The organism is bacterium (assembly GCA_035295165.1).
Classification (GTDB): domain Bacteria; phylum Sysuimicrobiota; class Sysuimicrobiia; order Sysuimicrobiales; family Segetimicrobiaceae; genus JAJPIA01.
The window spans coordinates 1-24,493 of the sequence record DATGJN010000026.1 but is presented as its reverse complement, the minus strand read 5'-3'; the positions used below and the strand labels follow the sequence as shown (position 1 = coordinate 24,493).

Annotated in this window: 26 protein-coding genes, 1 tRNA gene and 1 riboswitch; of the genes, 16 read left to right on the top strand and 11 right to left on the bottom strand. The window is 65.4% G+C overall.

The features are described 5' to 3' along the window. Window positions 1-3 precede the first annotated feature (3 nt). The 4 genes from VKZ50_03560 to VKZ50_03545 are packed head-to-tail and all read right to left on the bottom strand — an operon-like array spanning window position 4 to window position 3,807. Entirely contained in the window at window positions 4-831 is an 828-nt protein-coding gene (locus VKZ50_03560; protein HLJ58788.1) for a carbohydrate ABC transporter permease, read from the bottom strand. Then, window positions 828-1,754, bottom strand: a complete 927-nt coding sequence (locus tag VKZ50_03555; protein HLJ58787.1) for a sugar ABC transporter permease — start codon at window positions 1,752-1,754, stop codon at window positions 828-830. Before VKZ50_03555 ends, VKZ50_03560 begins: the two co-directional genes overlap by 4 nt. Continuing rightward, entirely contained in the window at window positions 1,754-2,998 is a 1,245-nt protein-coding gene (locus VKZ50_03550) for a sugar ABC transporter substrate-binding protein (GenBank protein HLJ58786.1), read from the bottom strand. The genes VKZ50_03555 and VKZ50_03550 overlap by 1 nt, the downstream gene beginning before the upstream one ends. 56 nt (window positions 2,999-3,054) lie before the next feature. Beyond that, window positions 3,055-3,807, bottom strand: coding sequence for an FCD domain-containing protein (locus tag VKZ50_03545; GenBank protein HLJ58785.1), 753 nt, complete (start codon window positions 3,805-3,807; stop codon window positions 3,055-3,057). A gap of 115 nt (window positions 3,808-3,922) precedes the next feature. Between VKZ50_03545 and VKZ50_03540 the strand changes: the two genes are divergently transcribed. Next, complete coding sequence (locus VKZ50_03540; protein HLJ58784.1) at window positions 3,923-4,732, top strand: MerR family transcriptional regulator; 810 nt, start codon at window positions 3,923-3,925, stop codon at window positions 4,730-4,732. Window positions 4,733-4,748: 16 nt separating this feature from the next. Here the strand turns inward: VKZ50_03540 and VKZ50_03535 are convergent, their stop codons facing one another. Next, the gene (locus VKZ50_03535; GenBank protein HLJ58783.1) at window positions 4,749-4,889 is read right to left on the bottom strand and encodes a hypothetical protein; all 141 of its coding nucleotides are present in this window, start codon (window positions 4,887-4,889) and stop codon (window positions 4,749-4,751) included. A gap of 112 nt (window positions 4,890-5,001) precedes the next feature. After that, window positions 5,002-5,064, top strand: a riboswitch (Fluoride riboswitch). A 51-nt stretch (window positions 5,065-5,115) separates the two neighbouring features. Between VKZ50_03535 and VKZ50_03530 the strand changes: the two genes are divergently transcribed. The 8 genes from VKZ50_03530 to VKZ50_03495 all read left to right on the top strand — a co-directional run bounded on the left by VKZ50_03530 (window position 5,116) and on the right by VKZ50_03495 (window position 13,174). Continuing rightward, window positions 5,116-6,318, top strand: a complete 1,203-nt coding sequence (locus tag VKZ50_03530; protein HLJ58782.1) for a cation:proton antiporter — start codon at window positions 5,116-5,118, stop codon at window positions 6,316-6,318. Window positions 6,319-6,618: 300 nt separating this feature from the next. Then, a complete protein-coding gene (locus VKZ50_03525) occupies window positions 6,619-7,854 on the top strand; it encodes a sugar ABC transporter substrate-binding protein (GenBank protein ID HLJ58781.1) in 1,236 nt (411 codons plus the stop codon). Between the two features lie 17 nt (window positions 7,855-7,871). Then, window positions 7,872-8,687, top strand: coding sequence for a sugar phosphate isomerase/epimerase family protein (locus VKZ50_03520; GenBank protein ID HLJ58780.1), 816 nt, complete (start codon window positions 7,872-7,874; stop codon window positions 8,685-8,687). Next, window positions 8,684-9,676, top strand: a complete 993-nt coding sequence (locus VKZ50_03515) for a sugar ABC transporter permease (GenBank protein ID HLJ58779.1) — start codon at window positions 8,684-8,686, stop codon at window positions 9,674-9,676. Before VKZ50_03520 ends, VKZ50_03515 begins: the two co-directional genes overlap by 4 nt. Continuing rightward, a complete protein-coding gene (locus VKZ50_03510; GenBank protein HLJ58778.1) occupies window positions 9,673-10,581 on the top strand; it encodes a carbohydrate ABC transporter permease in 909 nt (302 codons plus the stop codon). The genes VKZ50_03515 and VKZ50_03510 overlap by 4 nt, the downstream gene beginning before the upstream one ends. Further along, complete coding sequence (locus VKZ50_03505; GenBank protein ID HLJ58777.1) at window positions 10,581-11,339, top strand: SDR family oxidoreductase; 759 nt, start codon at window positions 10,581-10,583, stop codon at window positions 11,337-11,339. Before VKZ50_03510 ends, VKZ50_03505 begins: the two co-directional genes overlap by 1 nt. Window positions 11,340-11,615: 276 nt before the next feature. Further along, window positions 11,616-12,407, top strand: a complete 792-nt coding sequence (locus tag VKZ50_03500) for a VOC family protein (protein HLJ58776.1) — start codon at window positions 11,616-11,618, stop codon at window positions 12,405-12,407. Window positions 12,408-12,751: 344 nt separating this feature from the next. Next, window positions 12,752-13,174 (top strand): hypothetical protein, encoded by a 423-nt coding sequence (locus VKZ50_03495; GenBank protein ID HLJ58775.1) that lies wholly within the window; start codon window positions 12,752-12,754, stop codon window positions 13,172-13,174. 693 nt (window positions 13,175-13,867) lie between these two features. On the opposite strand, the gene VKZ50_03490 is transcribed toward VKZ50_03495, so the two are convergent. Together VKZ50_03490 and VKZ50_03485 are read right to left on the bottom strand one after the other, a co-directional pair. Then, window positions 13,868-13,943: transfer RNA gene (locus VKZ50_03490), tRNA-Arg, on the bottom strand. A 192-nt stretch (window positions 13,944-14,135) separates the two neighbouring features. Then, complete coding sequence (locus VKZ50_03485; protein HLJ58774.1) at window positions 14,136-14,618, bottom strand: cold shock domain-containing protein; 483 nt, start codon at window positions 14,616-14,618, stop codon at window positions 14,136-14,138. A gap of 726 nt (window positions 14,619-15,344) precedes the next feature. On the opposite strand from VKZ50_03485, the gene VKZ50_03480 reads away from it, so the two are divergent. Then, window positions 15,345-15,581 carry an Rdx family protein gene (locus VKZ50_03480; GenBank protein ID HLJ58773.1) on the top strand — a complete coding sequence of 79 codons (237 nt, stop codon included), beginning with the start codon at window positions 15,345-15,347 and terminating at the stop codon, window positions 15,579-15,581. Between the two features lie 68 nt (window positions 15,582-15,649). On the opposite strand, the gene VKZ50_03475 is transcribed toward VKZ50_03480, so the two are convergent. Beyond that, entirely contained in the window at window positions 15,650-16,261 is a 612-nt protein-coding gene (locus tag VKZ50_03475; GenBank protein ID HLJ58772.1) for a hypothetical protein, read from the bottom strand. Between the two features lie 240 nt (window positions 16,262-16,501). On the opposite strand from VKZ50_03475, the gene VKZ50_03470 reads away from it, so the two are divergent. The 3 genes from VKZ50_03470 (at window position 16,502) to VKZ50_03460 (ending at window position 19,519) form a co-directional block, all read left to right on the top strand. After that, the gene (locus VKZ50_03470) at window positions 16,502-17,545 is read left to right on the top strand and encodes a DUF3048 domain-containing protein (protein HLJ58771.1); all 1,044 of its coding nucleotides are present in this window, start codon (window positions 16,502-16,504) and stop codon (window positions 17,543-17,545) included. A gap of 102 nt (window positions 17,546-17,647) precedes the next feature. Next, entirely contained in the window at window positions 17,648-18,607 is a 960-nt protein-coding gene (locus VKZ50_03465; protein ID HLJ58770.1) for an ABC transporter permease, read from the top strand. 9 nt (window positions 18,608-18,616) lie between these two features. Beyond that, window positions 18,617-19,519, top strand: coding sequence for an ABC transporter permease (locus tag VKZ50_03460; GenBank protein HLJ58769.1), 903 nt, complete (start codon window positions 18,617-18,619; stop codon window positions 19,517-19,519). 23 nt (window positions 19,520-19,542) lie between these two features. On the opposite strand, the gene VKZ50_03455 is transcribed toward VKZ50_03460, so the two are convergent. Beyond that, entirely contained in the window at window positions 19,543-20,073 is a 531-nt protein-coding gene (locus VKZ50_03455; GenBank protein HLJ58768.1) for an inorganic diphosphatase, read from the bottom strand. Window positions 20,074-20,245: 172 nt separating this feature from the next. On the opposite strand from VKZ50_03455, the gene VKZ50_03450 reads away from it, so the two are divergent. Beyond that, window positions 20,246-20,761 (top strand): SRPBCC domain-containing protein, encoded by a 516-nt coding sequence (locus VKZ50_03450; protein ID HLJ58767.1) that lies wholly within the window; start codon window positions 20,246-20,248, stop codon window positions 20,759-20,761. Between the two features lie 93 nt (window positions 20,762-20,854). Here the strand turns inward: VKZ50_03450 and VKZ50_03445 are convergent, their stop codons facing one another. Further along, complete coding sequence (locus VKZ50_03445) at window positions 20,855-21,403, bottom strand: hypothetical protein (GenBank protein HLJ58766.1); 549 nt, start codon at window positions 21,401-21,403, stop codon at window positions 20,855-20,857. A gap of 235 nt (window positions 21,404-21,638) precedes the next feature. On the opposite strand from VKZ50_03445, the gene VKZ50_03440 reads away from it, so the two are divergent. After that, window positions 21,639-22,418: an aldo/keto reductase gene (locus VKZ50_03440; protein HLJ58765.1), complete on the top strand. Its 780-nt coding sequence runs from the start codon at window positions 21,639-21,641 to the stop codon at window positions 22,416-22,418. Window positions 22,419-22,673: 255 nt separating this feature from the next. Here the strand turns inward: VKZ50_03440 and VKZ50_03435 are convergent, their stop codons facing one another. Then, window positions 22,674-23,309, bottom strand: coding sequence for a LysE family translocator (locus VKZ50_03435; GenBank protein HLJ58764.1), 636 nt, complete (start codon window positions 23,307-23,309; stop codon window positions 22,674-22,676). Window positions 23,310-23,577: 268 nt separating this feature from the next. Here VKZ50_03435 and VKZ50_03430 point away from each other — a divergent pair, with 268 nt between their 5' ends. Beyond that, on the top strand, window positions 23,578-24,282 hold the full coding sequence (locus VKZ50_03430) for a CBS domain-containing protein (GenBank protein HLJ58763.1): 705 nt from the start codon (window positions 23,578-23,580) through the stop codon (window positions 24,280-24,282). The last annotated feature ends 211 nt before the right edge of the window (window positions 24,283-24,493 follow it).

The window sequence follows — 24,493 nt, the reverse complement described above, 5'->3', positions numbered from 1 at the left end:
CTCCTATCCCTTGACAGCGCCGGCGGTGAGCCCGGCGATGAGTTCCCGTTGCACAACCATGAACAGGACGATGACCGGCACCGCGGTGATCACACCGCCGGCCATCAGCAGATCCCAGCGGATGATGAACTCGCCCATGAACGTTTGGAGGCCGACCGGGATGGTCCGCGCGCTCGCGTCCGCGGTGAAGGTCAGCGCGTAGATGAACTCGTTCCAGGAGTACAGGAAGATGTACGTGCCCGCGGCCGCGAATCCGGGGGCCACCAGGGGCAACAGGACATAGCGAAACGCCTGCAGCCGCCCGCACCCATCGATCGTCGCCGCCTCGTCGAGCTCTCGGGGCAGCGCGTTGAAGAACCCGGTCATCAACCACGTCGAGAACGGCACCGCAAACGCCGCGTCCGCGAGGATCAACGAGCCGTACGTGTTCAACAGGTGCAGCGAGCGCATGATCACGAAGAGCGGAATGACGAGCAGGATCGCCGGGAACAGCTGCGTCGCCAAGAAGACGAACAACAGCACCCGCTTCCCGCGCATCGGGAGACGGGAGAGCGCGTAGCTGGCCGCCGTCGCGGCAGTGAGCGCGATGACGCAGGTGCCGGTCGCGACGACAAAGCTGTTCAACATGTAGCGCGGGAACGGGGTGGTCTGAAACAGCTGCGCGAACCCCGCGAGCGTTGGGTGCGCGGGCCAGTATCGCACCGGAAAGACGTATAGCTCGCGTGGCTCCTTCAGGGAGGTCACCAGCATCCAGAGGTACGGGAGGATCACCATGCCCAACCACGCGGTGAGTAGCACCCGGTGCGGTAGGTTGCGAAGGGTCCGACTCATTCGGCGGCCTCGACCGAACCCAGGAGCCGCATGTAAATGAGCACGGCGCCCGCCAGCACCACGGCCAGTTGCATCGCGACGGCCGCCCCGGAGCCGATCGCCAGTCGCTTGTACGCGGCGAAGTACGCGTACAGCGGGACGGTCAGCGTGGCCACACCCGGACCGCCTCCCGTCATGACAAACGTCAGGTCCATGTAGTTGGCCACCCACATCGTGCGGAGCATGGTCGTGATCAGGATCGTCGGGCGGAGCAGCGGCAGCGTGACGTACCGAAACGCGGCCCACGCATTGCCGCCGTCGATCCGCGCGGCCTCGTACAGGTCCTCCGGAATCGCCTGGAGACCGGCCAACAGCATGACCGCGAAGAACGGGGTCCCCTGCCATATCGCCGCCAGCATCACGGCCGGGAGCGCCGTCCTCGGCTCGGCGAGCCAAGCAAACGCCGTGTGGAGCAGCCCGAGGCGGCGCAAGACATCGTTCAGCACCCCGTAGTTGCTGTCGAGCAGCCACAGCCACATCAGGGCCACCAGGACGCTTGAACTGGCCCAAGGAACGAGGGCAACCCCCCGCCAGAACGCCCGCCCGCGGAAGGGCTTGTTCAGCAGGAGCGCCCCGCACATCCCGAAGACGAGTTGTGCGCCCACGACCCCAACGGTCCAAATCACGGTCTGGCGCACCCCGATCCAAAACGTCGGGTCGGCCCACGAGGCCACGTACTGGGCCCCGCCCACGTACGTCGCAGTCCCGAGTTGGAGCAGCCGAACGTCGTGCACGCTCAGCCAGACCGCCCGCAGCAACGGATAGGCGATCAGCCCGAGCAACAGCGCACACGCGGGCGCCAGCAGCAGGTACGCGCGCGCCCGATCGGACCGCGCACGGGACGCCGGGGGGCGGAGCACGGCGCCCCGCGCCGCACTGACCATTACTTGGACGCGAGCGCCGTCGCGATGCGATCAAGCATCTGTTGGCTCGAAATCTGTCCGAGCAGCGCCTGCTGCATCAACTGCTGCCACAGTTGCGCGGAGACATACCCCACCCCCGGCAGCCCTGGCCAGGTGATCGCGTACTTCGCCTCGTCGAACGATGTCTTAAAGAACGGGTTGTTCTGGTAGGAGGGGCTGGCCGCCAGCGACGTGAGGACGGGCAGCTGTCCCTGCCGCGACCGGCTCCACTCGTCCATCGCCTTGCGTTCGGTCAGCCAGGAGATGAATGTCCACGCCGCCGCCTTGTTCTTCGACCCGCGGAGCACCACGTTCCCCGCCATCGTCGCCATCGTGGCCGGCGCCTTCGGGTCCGCGACCGGGATCGGGATCACGCCAACCGCGCTGGCGCCGAGCTTATCGGTGACCAGCACCGACGACCCGACGTGGTGCGCAAACATGGCGGTAATCCCGCCTTCGAACGCCCCCAGCACCTGCGCGTACGCGTCGCTCGGCGCGCTCGGCGGCGCGACTTTCTGCGTCCGGTACAGATCGATGTACCACTGATTGACCGCCACGGCCTTCGGCGAATTGATGACGACATGGCCGAGCGCGTCCACCATCCGGGCGCCGCCCGCCACCATGAACGCCAACCACTGGTCCTGGCCGCCGCCACCGCCGCGCAGCCCAAACCCGTATCGGTTGTGCGCCGGGTCGGTGAGGCGCTTCGCCGCGGCTACGAACTCGTCGAACGTCCGCGGCGGCTGCAGCCCGGCCTGCTGGAACCAGTCCTTCCGGTAGTACAAGTAGAACGTGATGAACTGGTGCGGCATCATGTAGATCAGGCCGGTGGGCGAGATGCGGCCGGTGTTCCACAGGTTGGCGATCACATCGGTCCGGCCGCCCCAGTGCGCGACGTACGGCGACAGCGGTTCCAGCGCGCCCGCCTGCACGAACTCACCGAGCCACCAGTCCTTGAACCGCGAGGCGTCGGGGCCGCTCCCGGCGGAGATCGCGGTCACCAGCTTGTCGTGAAACTGGTCGAGTGGAATCACCTGCGGCACGACGCGGATCCCGGGGTGCGAGTCGTTGAACTCCTTGATGACCGCTGGGAACATCGGATCGGTCGGATCATCCAACCACAACCAGTACGAGACCGTCGTCGGCGCCTGGGCCTGGCTGAACGTCGGCGCGACCAATAGGGCGCACAACGCAAGGCACAACACGGCGGGACGGATACTCCGCATCCACGAACTCCTGATCATTCGGCCACCCCCCCAACATCGGTTCGGATCAATGAACATCAGCTCAGACGCTCCAGCGGATGGGACAAGGTCCGGCCCGTGAGACGGCCCTGGACGTCGTCGAAGTGCCGTTCCAACGCGAGTTGCGCGTCGCCGAGGTGTCCGCCCCTGAGCGCGCGGACGATGGCCTCGTGGTGGTGCACCGTGCGGAGCAGGTCGGTCGAGCGTCGGAGCGGCTCTGCTAGGGCCGTCTCGAACAGACTCCAAAACGCCTCCAGCAACGTATTGAGCACACCGTTGTGCAGCCCGCGGAACAACGTCCGGTGAAACGCCCGGTCCTCCGCGATGAACAGCGCGCCCTCCGCGGCATTGGCGCGCATCGCGCCCACGAGCGCGTCCAGCTCATCAAGCGTGCCCCGGTCAAGCGTCTTCTGCGCCGCGCCGAGGAACGACGCTTCGAGCGCCCGCCGTACTTGCAACAGCTCCCGGATGCTCGCGGCATCGAACACGAGCGCATACGAGAGCCCGTGAACCAGGGCGCGGAGGTCAAACGCGCCGACGTACCGGCCGGAACCCTGGCGTGTGTTGATCACGCCGACAGCCTCGAGGGACCGCAGCGCCTCGCGAACGGCAGTTCGCGAGGCCCCGAGTTGAGCCGCTAAGGTCCCCTCGGTAGGAAGTCGGTCCCCCGGCCGGAGCCGATTATCAACGATGTACCGGCGGATCCGGTCCCGAATGCGCACGTGGACGGCCGAGGGCTGCAGGCGCTCGAGCGCGACAGGCCGTGAGGAGCCAGCAGATTTATCGGTCATCATACAACCTACAAATTCTCCGGCGGCAACGGCGGTTCCTGCCGAGACGCTGGACCCGCCCGGGCGGCCGGAAGGAGGTTGACTCTCCGTTCGGGGGAGGGTGTAAAACATCATCATGATCAAGATCGGCGACTTCTCGGCGCTGTGCCGCGTCTCGGTGAAGACCCTCCGACACTACGACGAACTCGGCCTGCTGACACCGGCGCGCGTCGACCCGGCAACGGGGTACCGGTACTACGCGGCGTCCCAGCTCGCCGTTCTTCACCGCATTCTCGCGCTCAAGGATCTCGGGTTTTCGCTCGGCCAGGTCGCCTCGCTGCTCCGCGACGGAGTGACGGCCGAACAACTCCGCGGCATGCTGCGATTGCGCCGCGCGGAGCAGGAAACTCGTCTGTCCGACGAACGCTCCCGCCTGACTCGCATCGACGCCTACCTACACCTGATCGAGAGGGAGGGAAGAACGATGGGCACCGAAGTCGTCCTGAAGGAAGTTGATCCGCAATGGGTGGCCTCCGTGCGCGAGGTCCTGCCCGCCTATCCGGACGTCGGCCGCTTGTTCCCGCACGTTTTTGCTGATCTAGGCCGCCAGGCCGACGGGGCCCTAGCGGTCGCGATCTGGCACGATGCTGAGCACAAGGAACGCGATGTGGACGCCGAGGCGGCCGTGTACCTCGCGAATCCCGCGTCGATAAGCGGACGCGCGCGCGTTTATCAACTTCCGGCGGCGCTCATGGCCTGCACGGTGCACCACGGCGCCTACAACCGACTGAACCAGTCGTACGAGGCCATCCTCCGTTGGATCGAAACGAACGGCTATCGTGTCGCGGGGCCGATCCGCGAACTATACCTACACTGCGGGCAACCCGTCCGTCAGGACGACGAAACCTACGTCACCGAGATTCAGGTGCCGGTTGCGCGGGCGTAGAAACCGGCGGCGGCAGTCAATAGACGCGGGCAGCGTTCTCGCCAAAGATCTTCGGCCGCGCCGCCGACGGAAGATCGCCGAGCGCGTACTTGAGCGAGGCCGCGTCCCTTACCCGGCCCTCGTGACCATGAAAGCGGTCCAAAAAGACCGCCGTCAAGACGACCCATCGGTGATTCACGCGGGATCGACACGCGGCGGGCCCCTGACACGCTGCGGTTGGCACGGTGATTTGACAACGGACTCTGAGCGCCGATATACTGCCGCTTGAAGCCGCGTGCGGCGATGGAGCTCGCCGAAACCGCCCTGCCGGGGCTGATAGCTCCTACCCAGACCGTAGTCGGGTAGGGGCTTTTCGTATGCCCGCACCCCGGAGGGAGATCGTCGTGGACAACGTCTGGCTCACCGCATCGACCTGGCTCGGGCTTGCGCTCGTCGCCGTGCTCCTGTCGTTCTGGCTCCGCGTGTCCATCGCGCTCACAGAGATCGTCGTGGGCGTGCTCGGGGCCTTCGTGATTTCCCGCACATGGGGCGCCAGCGTCCTCGGCGCCAACGATGGCTGGATTGTATTCGTGGCGGGGTTGGGTTCGATCATGCTGACCTTCCTCGCCGGGGCGGAACTCGACCCAGTCGCGATTCGCCAGAGTTGGAAGGAAACGACCCTCCTCGGTCTCATCGGGTTCGTTGCGCCCTTCCTCGGAGCCGCAGCGGTGGCTCGCCTCTTTCTCGGATGGAATTCGTCGGCGTCCTGGCTCGCGGGTGTTGCGCTGTCGACGACGTCGGTCGCCGTCGTGTATGCGGTGATGCTCGAACTTGGTCTGAACCGAACCCATTTCGGAAAGGTGATCCTCGCCGCGTGCTTCGTGAACGACCTCGGCACCGTGATCGCGCTCGGCCTCATCTTCGCCCCGTTCACGTGGCGTACCCTTGCCTTTCTCGCAGCCGTCGTGCTGAGTCTCGGGGCGCTGCTCATCGGCACGGCCGGCCTGTTTCGGAGGTTCGGCGGTCGACCGTCGGAGTTCGAAACTAAATATCTGTTGTTCACGCTGTTCTTGCTCGGCGGCCTCGCCGCGTGGTCTGGATCGGAACCGGTATTGCCGGCGTATCTCATCGGTATGGTGCTCGCCGGGACGGTCGGGAGAGACCTTGCCTTCGTCAGGCGCCTACGGACGCTGAGCCTCGGCCTGCTGACGCCATTCTACTTCCTTCGCGCGGGGTCGTTTGTGCAAATTCCCGTGTTGGTCGCAGGGATCGGCATCTTCGTGCTGCTCTTCCTCGCCAAGGCCGTCAGTAAGTTCGTCGCGCTCTATCCGCTGACGCTGCGCCTCCAGTACAGATGGGACGAGGCCATGTACACAACGTTGTTGATGTCGACCGGCTTGACGTTCGGGACGATCTCGTCGCTGTATGGGCTATCCCACCGAATCATCTCGCAGAGTCAATACTCCTTTCTGGTCGCAACCGTGATTGCGAGTGCGGTGGTCCCGACTTGGGTGGCGAACCGGTTCTTCCTGCCGCATCACCACCTGCCGCAAGCCATGCTGCCGGAAAACGAAACGGGCGCGGTGCTCGTTCCCGACGGAGATTAGCTCGGGGCGCGACTCGATGGGCGGACCCCCTATCACCTCAGCCGGGCATATGGCCTGTCCAAGGCTCACAGAAGCACGCGTGGTGCGTGCTCGCCCCCTCTGGCGCTCGATGAACTCCGAGTCGTATCCAGCTCGATGCCGGGTCTTCGTCTGTTGAGGCGCGCCCGGCCGGAGCGCATCTTCGACAGGGAGTCTTGCGCCGAAACTCGAATGGGCGAACAAATGCCGCGTGGCGCCGCGACCGGATGGGCCCCGCCCCGCAGTCGAGATCGTGGCGTCGATCGAGGAGGAGAGCCGCGCATGCGGACCAAACCGGTTCTGCGCACCGTCGTCCTGCTCGCCCTTGCTTGGATGCTCACGTGGAACGTGTCGACGTTCGCCGCCACGGCGAGCGGCACGGTGACGGTGTGGGTCGGGAGTTGGTGGGAACCCCAGATCCCGATCGCCACGCAGATGTGGGCGCAAGACTACCCGGGGGTCACGCTCAAGATCGAGCCGCTGCCCATCAACGGGTACCTCGATAAGTTCGTCGCGTCCGCGCTCGGAGGCACCCCACCGGACGTGATCGACCTCGACGCGACCTGGGTGTCCACGGCAGCCGCCAAAGGCCTTCTGCAGCCGCTCGACGCGCTCACGAAGAGCCTGGATGTGAAGGACTACTCGCCCTCGGTCTGGGCCTCCAGCCGCTACAACGGCCATCAGTACGCGATCCCGAATCGAGCGTCAGCCAACGTGTTCTACTACAACAAGACCGTCTTCGACAAGGCGGGGGCCGCCTACCCCACCGACACTTGGACCTTCGGCGACATGCTGCAGATTGCGAGGAAAGTCACGACCGCGGGCCAGTACGGTGTCGGCGTCGCCGCCGACCTCAGCGACCCGTCCAATGCCATGGACCTGTTGTCCGCCGTGATCTGGGCGTATGGGGGGGATTTCCTCAACAAGGACAGCACCAAAGCGACGATCAACTCCCCCAAGAGCGTCCAGGCCCTAACCTTCTGGGCTGACCTCTACACCAAGTACCACGTCGCCCCGGAGGGGACTCCCAACTTCACGACGACCCGCGACCTCCTCCCCTTGTTTGAGGCGAACAAGGTCGGGATGATCACGGGCTCCTCGAACATCTTCGACGAGTTATCGAAGCACAAAGACCTCCGATGGGGCGTGGTGCTCTCACCGAGCAAGGTCAACCGGTCCGGCGGGTGGACGATGGGAGTGCCGGTCGGCGCGCAGAACGCGGCTGCCGCTCAGGTCTTTCTCCTGTGGCTCGCGAAACCGGCGAATATGGGCAAGATCATGAACCGCACCCCTGCGCGTCTGTCCGTCTACAACGCGCCCCCGTGGAACGACCCAAAGTACGTCATCTTCGCGAAGGCGCTGCGGGATGCGAGGTCGCTGCCTACGGTTGGCAACTGGGCCAGCATTCAGACCGTGATCATCACCGATGCGCAGAAGATCCTCGTCGGACAGATGACGCCGCAGCAAGCCGCGGACGCGATGGCCACGCAGATCGACGCCTTGTTGGCGAAAAAATAGCGGGAAGGATACGCGCCGTGTTCAAACTCGGATTCAGCACCCTGGGGTGTCCCAACTACGACATCGACCAGGTCATTGCACTCGCGAAGACCAACGACTTCTCCGGCGTGGAGATTCGTTTCCTTCGCGGCGAGGTGGACTTGCCGAAGCTGGAAGAGTTCTCGCAGGCATCGATCGGCAAGACTCGGCGGCGCTTCGACAACAGCGGCATCGAGGTCGTCTGCATCGACACCAGCGTGCGAATGAACTCCCTCGACGAGGGCGAACGACGGAAGCAGTTGGAGTCGTCGCGGGCCAACTGCGCCATTGCGGAAGGACTGGGGGCTCGGTACCTTCGCGTCTACGGGGGCCCGATCCCGGCGAACCAGGACCGGGAGGCGACCATCACCGCCATCGTCAAGGGGCTCAGCGAAGTAGCAGACGAAACCCATGCCCGCGGCGTGACCGCCTTGCTCGAGACGCACGATCATTTCTCCACGTCGAAGAGCATCCTCGATCTGTTCTCTCGTGGGGCGAGCCGGCATCTCGGGATCCTCTGGGACACGCTGCACACCTACCGGCACGGAGAGTCGGGCGCGCACACGTGGGCGCAGCTCGGTCCACACATCAAGCACGTCCACGTGAAGGACTCGGCCAAATCATCCGCGGAGGGATTCGATCTCGTCTTGACGGGTGAAGGAACGGCGCCGATCCCTTCGTTTCTCGAGGTTCTCAAGACGGCAAACTACAACGGATACGTGGACTTCGAGTGGGAGAAGGCCTGGCACCCGGAGATCGAGGAGCCGGAAGTGGCCATCCCGCACTTTGCTCGGTACATGTCGGGGAGGATGTGATCCGGACGCCTCCTGACGGTGGGGCCACGGACGTCCGGCCTGGGGGCGCGCCGCACGCCCTCCAGCAGCGGCTCGCGGCGTCCCGTGCGCGTCGGCGCCGCGTCGCGCTCCAGAAATGGGGGCCCGGGTACGTCCTCGTGCTACCCGCCACGGTGCTCATCGCGGTCATGATGATCTATCCGACGCTTCAGACCCTACGCTTCAGCATCTCCGCGGTTCGGTTGCCGACCTTCGAGACGACGTTCGTCGGGCTCGCCAACTTTGCCGCCGTCATCGGTGATTCTGCGACCGGCCTGCTCCTCGAACGCACCATTTGGTGGGTGGTAGGCACGGTCGTCCTCCGTTTCGTCCTCGGGTTTTTGGCCGCCCTCGTGTTCAATGCTAAGGTGCGGGGGACGACCTGGATGCGCGTCTTGGTCCTCCTGCCCTGGACGATTCCGGCGGTCGTTGCCGCCAACCTCTGGCGCTGGATCCTGCAGAGCGACAGCGGGATCCTCGACCAGAGCCTCACGGCGTGGGGCCTAACTGGCTGGGCCCGCAACTGGCTTGGCAATCCCCACACCGCGCTTCCTGCCGTCATGATCGCCTACTCGTGGGCGGGATTCCCCTTCATCATGCTGCTGATCCTCGCCGGGCTGCGCGGCGTGCCCGGGGAGCAATACGAAGCGGCCTCGGTCGATGGTGCCAACTGGTGGCAGCTGTTCCGTTTCATCACGGTGCCCGCGGTGAAGGGTGTACTCGCCATCGCCCTCATCCTGGAAACGGTCAGCGCGGTCAACTCCTTTGACACGCTGACCGTGATGACCGGCGGCGGCCCCGCGAACGCGACACAGACGTGGAGCCTCGCGATCTACAGGGCCGGATTCGTCGACTTCAACCTGGGTGGGGCCTCCGCGCTAAGCGTGCTCATGTTTCTTGGTGCGCTCGTGCTGCTTGCAGTCTACAGCGCCGCCAACCGGGGCGGCCAAGTCAAGCAGGCTTGGCGATGACGCCCCTGGAGACCCACGGGCGTCCGGCCCAGGCACGGGGCCTCACGGCGGCCGGGCCGCGGATCACAAAAAAGCAGACCGCCCGTGTCGGACGGTACGTGTTGGTGTATGCGTGCGGGCTCTTCTTCGTGTGCTTCAGCGTCGTGCCGCTGATCTGGGGCGTGAGCACGGCGCTGAAGACGACGAACGACCAGTACGCGTATCCGCCGAAGTGGATCCCCGACCCGGTGACCTTCGAACACTTCATCTCGGTGCTCCACAACGCGGCGATCATTCGCGGGTTCGTCAATACGGTGATCGTGGCGACCTCGACCACCGCGATCGCCCTCGCAGTGGGGATCCTCGGAGGCTACGGGTTCTCCCGCTTCCGCTTTCCGGGTCGCAACACGCTGCTCTGGTCCGTCCTCTTCACGCAGTTGTTTCCCCGCGTGGTCGTGATCGTCCCGTTCTTCATCACCCTCCGCCACCTGCACCTGATGAACACCTTGCCGGGATTGGTCCTCGTGTATCTCATGGTGGTCTTCCCGGTCTCCATCTGGTTGATCAAGGGCTTCTTCGACAGCCTCCCGGTTGAGATCGAAGAGGCGGCGGTGGTCGACGGCTGCACGATCCCGCGTCTCCTGTGGCGGATCGTCCTGCCGATGGCGAAGCCCGCATTGGTTGCGGTCGCCATGTACTCGTTCATCCTCGCGTGGAACGAGTTCCTGTTCGCGCTCGTGTTCACGCAAGGGTTGGACAAACGCCTGCTGTCGGTCGCCCTCGCCTTTTTCATCGACGAGAACGGCATCCGGTGGGGCGATCTGATGGCGGCGTCGCTCTTGATGAGCATCCCCGCGGTCATCGTGTTCACGTTCTCGCAGAGGTTGCTCGTCCGAGGGCTCAGCGAGGGAGCGCTCAGGGGCTGATGGCGCTACCGGACAGACGCGCGGGGAACCTGTCGGACCAGGTCGCGATCGTGACCGGTGGGAGCCAGGGGATCGGGTTCGCCACCGTCGGCGTGCTCGCGGGTCGGGGGATGCACGTGATAGCCGTCGCCCGCGACCCGAAGCGCCTCGAGACCGCCCTCAACAGCCTCGGCGCCGAGCTACGCGGCCGGGTCGTGGGCCTCCCGGCAGATGTCACCCGTGAGCACGAGGTCGCGGCCACGGTCGCCGAGGTCATGAAGCGATTCGGCCGCATCGATGTGTTGGTCAACTGCGCCGGTGTGAGCATGAACGCGCGTCGGCGCCTGGTAGACACGACCACCGACGAGTGGAATCGGCTCATCGACACGAACCTGACCGGCACGTATCTAATGTGCCGGTCGGTGTTGCCCCATCTCGAGGCGGCCGGGGGTGGGTACATCCTCAATGTCCTGTCGACCGCCGCATTCAGGAGCACGGCGGGTGTGAGCCTCTATGCAGCGTCCAAGTTTGGGGCCAGAGCGCTGACCGAAGCCCTGATCGAAGAATACCGCAACTCCGGCATTCGTATCACATCGGTCAGCCCCGGCCCGGTCAATACGACCATCTGGGATCATAAGATTAAGCCGCCGTCGCAAGACGAGCGGGCGCTGATGTTGCACCCGTCAGACATCGCAGAAATCGTCGCCTGGCTGTTGGATCGTCCGAGCCGGCTCCACATTCCTGACATCACGGTGAGACCGTGGGCCGGCACCAGTTGAGTGACGAGCACCGGATGAACCAGGCTCAGCGGACGTCATCGGCGCGGGTTCGCGGCAAACCGCCGCATCGCAGGGACTGAAGAAGATCGATTGACCCCCTGCATCAAAAGGGGGCGAGGCGGGCCGGCGGGAACCCTGCTACAGTCGACGGCTGCCGGATGAGCGGGCTGCACGCGGCGCGTCGCCGAGGGCAGACCTCGTCCGGCCCGAAGGGGCAGGTCGGAACGCCACGCCCTTCCGCGCCTGCGCACCGAGAGACGGAGAAGGGGTGCCACAATGATCTACGAACTCAACCACGTCGGGATCGTCATCAGAGACTTGGACAAGTCCGTCGCCTTCTACCAGGACGTGCTTGGTGGCAAGGTGGCGGTCCGAAACCGCATCCCTTCCAGCCAAACCGATATCGTCTACCTGCAGATCGCCGGGGGCCTGATCGAATTGCTGCACCGTCGTGAGCCAGCGGCCCACGAGGTCTTCGGGATCACGCACATCGCGTTCATGACCGATGACCTCGACGCCGACTACCGAGCGCTCGTCGACACCGGCTGCGAGTCATTGGTGGCGCCCAAGGTCGCTGGGTCGGGGGTGGGGCGCCTCGGCTTCCTGGGGGACCCAAACGGAGCTCGCGTTGAGCTCATCCAGCGCGACGTCGACTATCGGACGGCGCCCATCGAGCACGGAGTCGTCAAGTCTCTTGACCACTACTCGGTGCGCGCGAATGATCTCGTCGCGGCACGGGACTTCTACGGCCGCCGCTTGGGCATGAATCTCCTGAAGCAGATGTACATCGAGCAAAGACAACTCGACATCCTGTATTTTAATCTCAACTACGATGTGGTCGAGCTCCTGCACCGACCGACACCCGACACCGGCGACATCTTTGGCCACATCGCCCTAAGGGTCGAGAATGTGGACAGAGCGCTTGAACGCGTGGCTGCGCTGGGTGTTGCCGCCGAGCCGGGTACCCCCAAGCCCGCAGGCAACGGCATCGGTCGCATTGGGATCATTCGCGACCCCGATGGTGTCAGGATTGAACTACTCGACCGCCCCGATCTCCGCACCCTCTAGCATAGCCGGCGTGGCGGACCCGGAGGGAGTCGGACTCCTCCGGGTGGGGTGGGTGCGGAAGGGCACAGGCGCTTTGGCCGGGGGGGGCCGGCGGGCGTCACGCTATCCCAGAGGGTCGTCGATGGTGAAGTGCCTCGCGATCGCCGTTTGCGGCGGTACCGCGATCAAGGCAGTCGACCCGTAACAGAAACTGGTCGGACGCGCGACCAGCGATGACCGTGCGGCCCAGGCATTCAGGTGGCCCGCCGGAGCTCTTCCTCGGCGGGCCACCCTGTGTACACGTGGGGCGAGTCCGCGATCAGGTCGTCTTATAACGAGCGTAGAAAACTGAGGAGGCTTTGTCGATGAAACAGTTCCAGGTTCTGACGATTGTCCTGTTGACTGCAATTACCTTTGAACTGGGTACGATTCTCGTTAATCTTCCAACGCCGGACGCGCACGCAGCACCGCTGGCGCCCGCACCTGCGGCACAGGGCCCAGCGTACGCACTGGACAAAGACCTTACCGACATTTCGACGCGCCTGGGAAACATCGAATCAAAACTCACTGCACTGCAACAGGCGCAGACCGTGCTGCAACAGACTCAGGTCAACATGTTCTCGAAAGAAAATGATGACTCCAAGCGGTTGCTGATGACCTGTTTCATGATCGCGCAGATGTATTTGAACGGGCCGGTGGGGCAGGGCAAGAACCCCTTGGACTCGTGCACCGCTCATGGATGGAGCGCATCCTCCTTCGGCAACTTCAGCATTCCGTTCGGGCCGTAAGGCTGCACCATCCCCAGCGTCGGCAAGCAGTCGTGCCCCGAATCGTTGTCACGATCCCCGACATTGTTGCGCGACGCTCCTCCTGCGCTACGGCGCCCACGCGCGGATCGCGCAAGAACTCTTGGGTCATTGCTAGTATTGGCACAACGATGAACAGGTATTCGCCTGTGCTCGCGCCCCCGTAGACCTGCTGCCCTCCCGGTGGCTGGTTTCCCGGCGCACGCGCAACGGCGACGGTCAGCGCCGGTGTGGGGAGTTCGCCGAGCACGCGCCGACCATTTCGATGACCAGTCGCGGCGTGAGCGGCGATTCGTACAGCCCGTGCGCGTGCCCGGTGCTGCCCCTTGCCCATGAGGTTGAGATGGGAGCGCCGGCAGGTCTGGCAGCGTCTTGGGGGTGCGCATCGTGAAGCCGCGGAATGGGGTCTCCCGGAGCACGCCTGTCTCGACGCACCACCGGAAGAACGTCCGCAACGTGCGGAATGCTTGGTGCTGGCGGCTGGCGCTGAGGTGCTGCAGCCCCACGAAGAACGTGCGAACCGCCAGCGCCGTGGTCTCCGGCACCCCTGCGGTAAAACGCCGAAGCCACCCATCATAGGTGCGCAGGGTCTCGGCGGTGCAGCCGGCGACACGCTTCGTGAGGAGGAACGCCTCGACGGCCTCATCCAGGGGGGTGCGCGTGGGACATAAGGCTTGGCGGGCCCGGGGTGAATCGAACACCCGACCAGAGGCTTAGGAGTCCCCTGCTCTATCCACTGAGCTACGGGCCCGCGCCGGTCTGCTCAGCCGACATTCTTCCATAGTGTAGCACAGTCGACGCCCGACGCGGCGCGAGCGTCCGCGCCCTCGTCGCGCTCGCTCGTCAACCGCCGAAGTCCAGCCATGCCACAATGGATGGGCGCCGAAAGCGGCGGCGCGGGGTCTCTACCGGGACAGAGCAGAGGTGCGGAACGGCATTGATGCTAGGGTCGCGTGGGACCCACCGCCGGACCCGTTGGTTGCGCCACTTCATGCTCGTCGGTGCCTTCCTCGGCATCGAGCCCGTCGTCGCCGTTCGCGTAGGCGGGTGGCCGGCGGGGAATCGCCTCGATGCGCGGTGACCGGAGCGGCGAGCGGACCGTTCCTTGCCGCCGCACCTTGACCGCCTTCGGACGTCCATCCTTACCAGGCGCAATCTCGAACGACACGGTTTCGCCGGCATCCAGCGAACGGAGGCCGGTGCCTTCGATGTCGCTGTAGTGGACGAAGAAATTGCGGTTCATCGCTTCACATTCGATGAATCCCCATCCGTGCTCGAAGCGAGACACGACTCCGGTGTAGCGGCGGCCGTCAGCGACTTGGGACTCCGCCCCGTTGGTCGCCACTACTTGCTCAAGATCGTGCACACCGAGATGGGCGCACAGCGCACGTAGCATCTGCTCGATACGATCCAACTGCCCGGACATCCTCATACCCTCCATCCAATGCTACTTGTGGCCAACGCATTCGATGTAGCCGGTACACCGCGACAACCCAAAACCGGGGCGTCCCATCGAGCGCAGCCGAGACACCCGCGATCGGAATCCGGCACGGGCCCTCCTCGGCCGAACAATCGATCGCTTCCTCTTATCAAGACACTTACCCGGTGCAGCGTGATCCTACACTCGAAGCAACGTAACCAACCCGGCGGCGGTTCGCCACGCCTACCCAGGTGCCAACGTCCGAGACACATACTGTCGCACTTGCCATCACCGATGGGCAACCACGACTGCACACCTGCCAACATCGGCACGGGCGAGTTCTTCTCTGCCATTGGCGCCGGGACTCCGGCACGCGCTCCGCTGCTCAGCCGCACCCGCGTCGGCGCAAATACACTTTCCTCAATCGCTCCGCCGGAATGATCGTGCGTACCTGCGGTTGCCGCCCGAGGAAGTACGGTGCTGGACTATTCGGTTGCGCTGATCCGCCGGTCGTTGGGGCTCCGGGAGATTGCGCCTGACGTAATTATGCGCGATGGAGACGCGAAGGTCAACGTGCCGAGACAACAATCTTCGTCCACTCAGACTGCCGCGAACCGGCGTCGTGCCCGGCGCCCATGAGGGGGTTAGCAAAACGAGTCGCCATATGTTATATCAAAAGCGTACTAAGAGTGCATGCAACGGACATCGGAGGTGAAGTTCGTGGCTGGCAAGATAGCGCTCGCGATCGAGTACTGCACGAGTTGAGGGTATCTTCCCCACGCCGTCCGTGTGACGGAGCGAATCCTCAAAGAGAACCTCTCTGAAATCGAATCGGTGCGGCTGATCCCGTCGTCCGGCGGGGTATTTGAAGTGACAGCCAACGGCCGTTTGGTCTTTTCCAAGAAACAGACCGGAAGACGGCCAGAAGCGGACGAGATTCTCGCCGCCTTGTCCCTCGGCGGCTCGTAGCCGACGACCAATCGATCCGCCGTTGGGGGGCCGGAAGCCGATGGCTTCCGGCCCCGCCTTTAAGTCAGCTAGTACCACACGACCGCAAGTCCCTGCATCTGGACGGTCACGCCCTTGCCTGGATCCACAAAAGCGCGCCACTGCGGCAGCGTGCGATCCAGCTCGCCCACGACGCTCGGGCCGCCGACACACCCGTAGTTGACTCGCATGCCGGCGACCGCGGACGTGGCCCCGGTCAGAAACACGCAGCGGGTCCCGTTGGTCAACTCCAGGGCCCATGGGAGCCCTTGTCCAATGCCCGGTCTATTGGCCTGGGCGCGCGGTGGCACCTTACTCGGCACCAACAAAGTCACCCGCGGCGACCAGGGATTTTCCGGACAGGCCAGCATGATTTTGCTTCCTTCGAACCCTTGGAAGCATGGATCGAGGATCCGGTTCGCGCTCATGCAGCGCCAGGCGTCAGCTCGCGACTGATCGGCCAGCGAGGCGGCGAAGCACTCACCGGTCACGCGACCGCTGACCTCCACGCCAGGCCGAACCGCCCCGGGAGCAAACGGCGCGTAGAGGCGGATCACCGTGGCGTCCGGGGCCTGCTGGGCTCGAAGCATCTCCGGTGTTCCCGTCAACACCAATACGGATGAGAACACCGCGACACATCCCCGCAAATTCGAACGTCGCATCGTCGCCTCCCACGATCCGCAGCGTGCGCCGCGGTTGCAAGATACGGAGAACCAGATTATCTCTCCTCTTCCCTCATCGATGCCCCAGGTAACGAACGCACCGGGATCAGGGCGATTGGGTAATATCACGACCGCGTCGGGACGCCGGCCCGAAACACGCCGCGGCGATCGGGACACGGCACTGGACACGCGTTCGCCTTGCCAATGGGAGCACCGCTCAGTAGACTGGGCTGGTCCACTATGCGCATCCGTGTCAACCGTACAACGTGGGGTCTCGCGGGGCTGACGCTTGTGATCGTCTGGGCGTTCCTGTGGACCGCACCGGCGCACCGACCCGCGCCCGCACCACGCCTGCCAGCGCAACCGCCCACGCAACGGTTTGTGCCCGATCCGATCGACGGCGAGCCGGTCTCCGGTGCGCTGGCGGCCCGCCGGCCGATCGCGATTATGATCGACAACTTTCCGGAAGCGAGGCCGCAATGGGGCCTTTCGGCGGCGTCGCGCGTCTATGAAGCCATCACCGAAGGCGGGATCACGCGCTACCTTGCGATCTTCGCCGAGCATGACGCGGCCCGCATCGGCCCCGTCCGATCCGCGCGCACACAGTTCCTGAACTACACCCTCGAGCTGGACGCCGCGCTGGCGCACGTGGGCGGCAACGCCGATGCGCTCGCTCTGATCGAGCAGCTGCGGGTGAAGGACCTGAACGAGTTCCGGTTCGGTGACGCATTTCACCGGATCTTCGCGCCGCATGTTGCGTTCGAGCACACGGTGTTCACCTCCACCGACGCCCTGCGGGCCGTCACCCAACCGGGATGGGACGAAGACGTCACGGTGGGCGCGCCGCACTGGAAGGACGATGCGCCGCCGGCCCAGCGCCCCGCCAATCAGAGCGTATCGATCGCGTTTTCGTTTCCCGAGTACGCGGTCTCGTGGATCTATCGGCCGGCGAGCAACGACTACGTCCGGCAGCTCGGGGGCACCGAGGACACCGACGCGGGGACCGGACAGGCCCTGACCGCCAAGTCGATTGCGATCGCGGTCGTACCGCGCACCCACGGGCGTACGGTGATCGGCGAGGACACGTGGACGTTCTCCGACCTGGGCTCGGGACAGGCGTGGGTCGTCGAGGACGGCGTCGCGGTCACGGGCACGTGGCGGAAAGCATCCCGCATCGACCGCCTGCGTTTCTTCGACCAAGCCGGGAACGAGATCGCCTTCGATCGCGGTCCCGAGTGGGTCGAAGTCGTTCCGCCCGAAGTCAACCCGGTCTTCTCTCCCTAACGGCGCGCCGGGACCTCGCGGAGCCAGCAGAAGGACGCGCAGGCCAGGGACGTCGAATCTCACGGACGGCGCGCGGATTCCCGGAACGCCCGCGCCCATCGAATGTTCACATTCATCTCGATGCGTCCGTACCTTGTCCGCCGGGTTCTGCTCATCATCCCGCTAATCTGGGGGGTGGTGACCAGCGTGTTTCTGGTCATTCACCTGCTCCCGGGCGATCCCGCGGCGGTGCTCCTCGGTCCGTTCGCGACGAGCGATCGGGAGACCGCGCTTCGACACATGTGGGGGCTTGATCAACCCCTCCTCATTCAGTACGCTCACTACCTCCGGAACGTCGCCGCTGGCGACTTTGGTACCTCGTTTCTCACCGGCGCGCCCGCCGCATGGCAGATTCTCAGCCTGCTGCCCTACACGATCGTCCTGGGCGTGGCGGCGTTGGCGATCGCGGTTGGAATCGGCATCCCGCTCGGCGTGACGGCCGCCGTGCGGAGTGAGACGCCGGTGGACCGCCTGTCGCTCTTCCTGTCCCTGCTCCTGGTTTCCGCGCCCAACTTCCTCGTGGGCATCGTGCTGCTCATTGTTTTCTCAGGCAGACTCGGGTGGTTGCCGTCGATCGGCGCGGGCTCGTTTGCTGAACCCGGCTCGATCATCCTGCACGCGATCCTCCCGGCGCTCGCGCTGTCCGCCGGCCTCCTCGCCTACCTGACGCGAATCACACGGACCACCCTCCTGTCGGTCCTGCGGGACGACTACGTCCGGACGGCGCGCGCCAAGGGGCTTGCGCGAAGCGCCGTAGTGTTCCGGCACGCGCTCCGGAACGCGCTGCTCCCCGTGCTCAGCATCCTCGGGATCGCGGTCGGCGAGCTCGTCGGCGGCACGGTCGTGATCGAGACCGTGTTCGCGCGGCCCGGGATCGGGAGCTTGCTCGTGAATTCCGTCACGGGCCGGGACTACGTGCAGGTTCAAGCCTGCGTGATCGTCCTCGCCGTTTCGTTCGTGGTCATGAACCTCGTCACCGACCTGTGCTACGCGGTCGTGGACCCGCGTATCCAGTACCGGTAGCCGCGCGCCGTGGCACACGCGTTGCGGTCGATCGCATCCACGCCTACCGCCCCCGCGGTGCGCTCCCGGTGGCGCGGCTTCGGGCGGGCACTCCGGCGCAACATCCCCGCGTTGCTGTCGCTTGTGTTCATCGGGCTCCTCGTCATCGTCGCGGTCTTTGCACCGTTGCTTGCGCCCTACGGCCCGTCGATCATCTCGGCGTCGGCGTCCTTTCGCGCGCCAACGTGGCAGCACCCGTTCGGCACGGACCTGTTCGGCCGTGACATTCTATCGCGCGTCATCTACGGGACGCGCCTCTCGCTCCTGGTGGGCGTGCTCGCGGTCGCGATCGGCGCCGCCGGCGGTACGTTGCTCGGTATGCTGGCCGGGATCAGCGGGCGGCGGGGGGAACAGGCAATCATGCGCTGCATCGACGTGGCGCTGGCGTTTCCGTTCATCCTGCTCGCGATCCTGATCCTGGCGTTCTTCGGCCAAGGCGTACAGAACGTTATGCTTGCCGTGGGGATCGCCTACGTGCCCCGATTCGCCAGACTCACGCATGCGTCCACGCTATCGCTTCGGGAGATGGAGTTCGTCTCGGCGGCGCGGGCGAGCGGCGCCGGACTGGGCCGCGTGATGCTGCGTCACATCCTGCCCAACCTCTTCCAAGTGCTGACGGTCTACGGGACGTTTTCGATCCCCGTCGCGATCCTGATCGAGGCGGGACTCGATTACCTCGGGCTCGGCGTCCGGCCTCCCACGCCGACGTGGGGCGCGATCATCAACGAAGGCCGGCAGTCGCTGATGATGGCGCCGTGGGAATCGGTGCTGCCGGGGCTTGTGATCATGCTCGCGGTGCTGGCGTTCAATCTGTTCGGCGAGGCCGTGGCAAACTTTCTGGACCCCAAGGCCAACGTCGGCCTCAACGGGTAGCCAGCGAGCACCTGCAGGCCGGGCTAGCGGCGCTGATCCCCGGTGCGGAAACGCTCGCGCGCCTCGGACACCACGCGGTAGGCCTCGTCCCGGCCGAGCCATCCCGTCACCGCCACCGACTTCCCCTCAAGGTTCTTGTAGGTCTCGAAGAAATGCTCGATCTCGCGCCGCGTGTGGTCGTTCACGTGGTCGATCGCGCGAATCGACGCCACGCGCATGTCCCCCACCGCGACTCCGATGACTTTCCAATCGCGACCCGCCTCATCGCGCATGTCCAGGATGCCCACGGGTGCGACCTCGAGGACACATCCCGGAAACGTAGGCTGCGAGATCAGCACCATGACGTCCAAATGGTCGCCGTCGGGGGAGCGCGTTTCGGGAATGAACCCGTAGTCCGTCGGATAGTACACCGACGAGAACAGCACGCGGTCGAGCCGTATGATGTCCAGCGTCTCATCGTACTCGTACTTATTGCTCGACCCCTTCGGGATCTCGATGACCGTGTTGACGATCTCGGGAGCCCGGTCACCGATCGGCACATCCGACCATGCCATGGCGCACCTCGACCCCTGGAACGGAGGCTGGTGAGTACGGTTCCGCCCCGCGGGCGCAGGCTCCTGGAACCCTCCGCGGCCGGGAGCGGACGGCGTCTGGGCGAGGATGCTATAGTGGAGCCATGAAGACGGCAGATCGCGGCCTGCGCCGATGCGGCCCGGAGCACGCGAGGTGAAACTCTATACCGGGATCGCCGCGACCCTCCTGGTCCTGGCCCAGGTGTTCAACCTGCCCAACCTCAGCACGCACCGCGAAGCGCAGTCCGATGTGGTGATCAACGCCTCCCCGGAGAAGGTATGGGGCCTCCTCGCGGACCTGCCCGGCTACGCGGTGTGGAACCCATACATCTCGCCGGCGAAAGGCGAGCTCAAAGAGGGAGCGCAACTCGAGCTCACGCTGCACAGCGGTGGCCAAACGGTCGTGATCGAAGAGACGGTGCTCAGCGTGAAGCCCGACGAAGAGTTGAGCTGGGGCGGATGGATGCTCTCCCACAACCTGCAACGCACGCTGACGTTCTCGATCGAGCCGGTCGCCCCGGACCAGGTCCGGCTGAACGCCCACGAGGTGTTCCAGGGCATCCTCCTGCCGTTCGCGGGCAACATCCCGGACGACGCGCAGCAGGGATTGGCGGAGATGGTCCGGGCGCTGCGCTCGGCCGCGGAGTTGGGCCCGCGGCGCCCTCCGTAACACTCACAGGACCCGGCGGCGATCCGCTACAGCGGGAGCCGCGGAGCGGTGGCGCGCCCCGCGGCTCCCGCGTTCATCGCGTCGTGCCGTCGGTCACCGGCACCACTGGTTCCCGCTGTTCGGATCTTGGCACCGGTTCCGTTGATCGGAGCGGTGGTCGCCGCCGCGATTGTAGTCGTAGGCCGGCGCCGGTTGGTTGTTCGCGTTGTGCAGGAGTACGTATGCGAGCCCGCCGAGGAACAGCGCGCCGAGCGCGATGCCCACCGCGGTCGAGGAACTGGACGGCGCCGCCACGCTCGAGGGCGCCGGCTGGGATGCGGCCTGCGGCACGCTAACGTCCAGCCGACCCAGGACGAACTGGCTGTTGCTCGGCACGAGGTACACCGTCACGGGGGCTCCGACGAACGCTTGGAGCGAACATACCGGCGTCAACGTGCCGTTCACGTAGATCGCGGTTTGGTTGGTGACCGGAAACGTCGAGGCGCCGCCGGACGTGTTCACGGTGATCTCCTGGGCTTGGCAGTTCGCCGCCTGAAGCGTGCCCTGGATCTGCAACGGTTGCTGCGCTTGGGCGCTGCCGACGCTGGCGAGCCCCAGGCATGTGATCAGGACCACAGTGACGACCGCGGTCAGTTGTCGCATCGCTGATCTCCTCGCTTCCCGAGCGGGAAGGATTCGTTCCCCGCCTCTACTGCCATCGTAAGCGTCACCCGTGAAGACCCAGTGAAGACTCAGTGAATGCAGCATGCAGATGTTGCGAAGATGCCGCCGCCTCTCAGACGGGCCGCGACAGCGCGGGCGTCGCCCGGGCGCCGCACAGGAAGATCCTCGGGGCGACCAGAACGCTGGAAAGACGCCGCAGACAGGGAGACGCGTGATGAACCTGCAGTCCCGCGTAACGCTGAACAACGGCACCGCGATGCCGGTGCTGGGGCTCGGAACGTGGCAGATCGAAGATGGGAAGCCGGCCGCGGACGCGGTCGCGTACGCCTTGCGGGCGGGGTACCGCCACATCGACACCGCGAAAGTTTATCACAACGAGAAGGGCGTCGGGGAAGGCGTTCGCAACAGCGGCGTTTCCAGAGAGGACGTGTGGGTAACGACCAAACTGTGGACCGGGGATCAACCCCACGCGAGCGATGCGTTCGCGGGGAGCCTCGCGACGCTCGGCCTCGAGTACGTCGATCTCTATCTCGTGCACTGGCCCGCGCCGGGCATGGTCACGCGAACCTGGAAGGCGATGGAAGAACTGTGCCGCGACGGCAGGTGCCGGGCCATCGGCGTCAGCAACCATTCCATCGATCAACTCAGCGAGATCCTGCGCACGGCGAAGATCCCGCCCACCGTGAACCAGATCAAGTTCTCCCCATTCGGCTTCGACCGGGCGCTCGCGGACTTCTGCCGCGAGCACGGCATCGCCGTTCAGGCGTACAGTCCGCTCACGAAGGGACGGCAACTGCGCGATCGACGGCTCCTGGCGATATCGCAGGCCTACGAGCGATCGCCCGCGCAGATTCTCATCCGATGGGCGCTGCAGAAGCACACCACAGCCCTTCCCAAGTCCCAGCGGCCGGAGCACATCGACGAGAACGCGCGGGTCTTCGACTTCGAGATCACTGCTGAGGACATGAGTCGGCTCGATCAGCTAGGCCAATAGCGCTCGCACCGACCCGGCCGCGGGTCCCCGGGGACCGGACCCACCGGCCGTGAGCAATCCGTGACCACGCATCAACGTTCTTCCGTCAGGAGCGGCTGGCGCTCTGGATCACTCTCGCGGTGTTCGCAACCCGCGCGGGCGCGCACTCCCGACGCCCGCTTCGGGCGCCGCCGGGTTCGAGCAACGTCCCGCTCACCGTAGTCCCGAGCCTCGGGGCACGCGACGGATGTGTCGGCCCCGCGCGTGGATCGGTGGCTACTTCTTCTCGGGAGACGCAAACGCGGCCGTCAAGCCGAGGCCGATATAGATGCCGCCCGTGACCACGCGCCGCACGCGCCGGAACCGACCGTCGCCTCTGATCCAGTGTCCCACCGAGCCGGCGAGCAGAGCGTAGGCGCCGTCCGTGCAGGATCCCAGCGTCACAAACAGCGCGCCGAAAATGAAGATCTGGATCGCGGGGGATCCCCTGGCCGGATCGAGGAACTGCGGCAGGAACGCGAAGAAGAAGAGTGCAGTCTTCGGGTTCAGTAGATTGACCCAGAAGCCTTGGGCGAACAGTTCACCCGAACGCTTGGGCGCGGGCATCGGCGCCTGTTCGTCTCCGTCCTTCGTCAGCAGCGCCTGGGCGCCCAGGTAGATCAGGTACGCCGCTCCAACATACTTCAGGGTGCTCAGTGCGAGCGCCGACGACACGAGGAGCGCCGAGAGCCCGGCGGCCGCCGCCGTTACGTGGATGAGGGTCGCCGCGTGGGTACCCAACACGCAGACCAGCCCCGCGCGCCGGCCGTGGGTCGCGCTGCAGGCCACGATGTTGAGGACGGCTGGACCCGGGATGAGCAGCAGCACAAGCGCCGCGAGAAGAAACAGCCCGATCGCCGGATACCCCGGCATTCCACCCTCCCCAAGAGCCTGCCCTGCGTGTTCTCGGCGGGCTGATCCGCGGCAAGCGTCCCGTGTCGGCAACTTCGCCGACGCCCCAGCAAAAACCCTACCGCGCACGGACCCGCCCGGTTCCATCCGGCACCTGCCCCACGGTCGAATGTTGACGATGTTGCTCAGGTACATCGGCCGAGAATCCGCAACCGGAGAATCGGGCCACGACCCGATTGCCTCACGGGGCCGTTCCGCCTACGTTAATGACACGCGATTGGGGGGAGCGATGCTCGTTCAGGAGTGCATGATCACGGACCCGCTCACGATCGGAGCGGACGCGACCGTGAGTGCGGCGGCAGAGTCCATGCGGGCCGCGCGCACGGGACGCGTGTGCGTTGTGGCCGGCGACCACCTCGTCGGCGTCGCGACCTGGGGAGACCTGATGCGCGTGCCTTCGTCCTGCGCGGGTAGTCCGGCGGACGTCGCGATCGCTACCGTGATGACGAAGAACCCGGTGGTGATCAGTGCCGAGGCGCCGATCGAGGAAGCCGCCCGCACCATCTACTGGCACGACCTTCGGGCGTTGCCGGTGGTGGACGGGCAAACGCTCGTTGGGCTTGTGACGAGCCGCGATGTGATCGGGAGCCTGATCCGCCGGGGTGGTACCGACATCTTGGGCATTACGATGACCGTCGCGCTTCCGGGCGACCTGACGGATCTCCACCGGCTCTCGAAGGCGCTCATCGCGCTGCGCACCACCCTGTCGCCCTTTACGTTGAACGTTCGGCTGGACCGCTTCGAGCATCGGGCTCGCATACGAGCGGCTTCGACGTCGCTCGCCGTCGCGGAACAACTCGCCGCGGCAGGATTCACGATCTCTGGATTGCGCCTCGATACCGCCGCAGTGATGCCGACGCATCACCCCAGTCACCCGCGCGACGAGGGATCCGCACCGGCCATTCCCCCAGTACCCGACGACCCGCTAGACTAGTTCGACGCCGCCCGGATCGCCACGCCGGAACGTGCGTGTGTCAGGGCTTCCATGCTCGGAAGATATCGCCCGATCCGCCAATTCCGCACCCGCTGACTCGGCCGCTCCACAAGAGGCCCGGCTGCCCGGAGATCCCGGGTTGGCCGGGTGTTCCGGGGCTTCCCGGCATGCCTCCTGGCCTTCCTCCCGCACCCCCTGCACCACCCGCTCC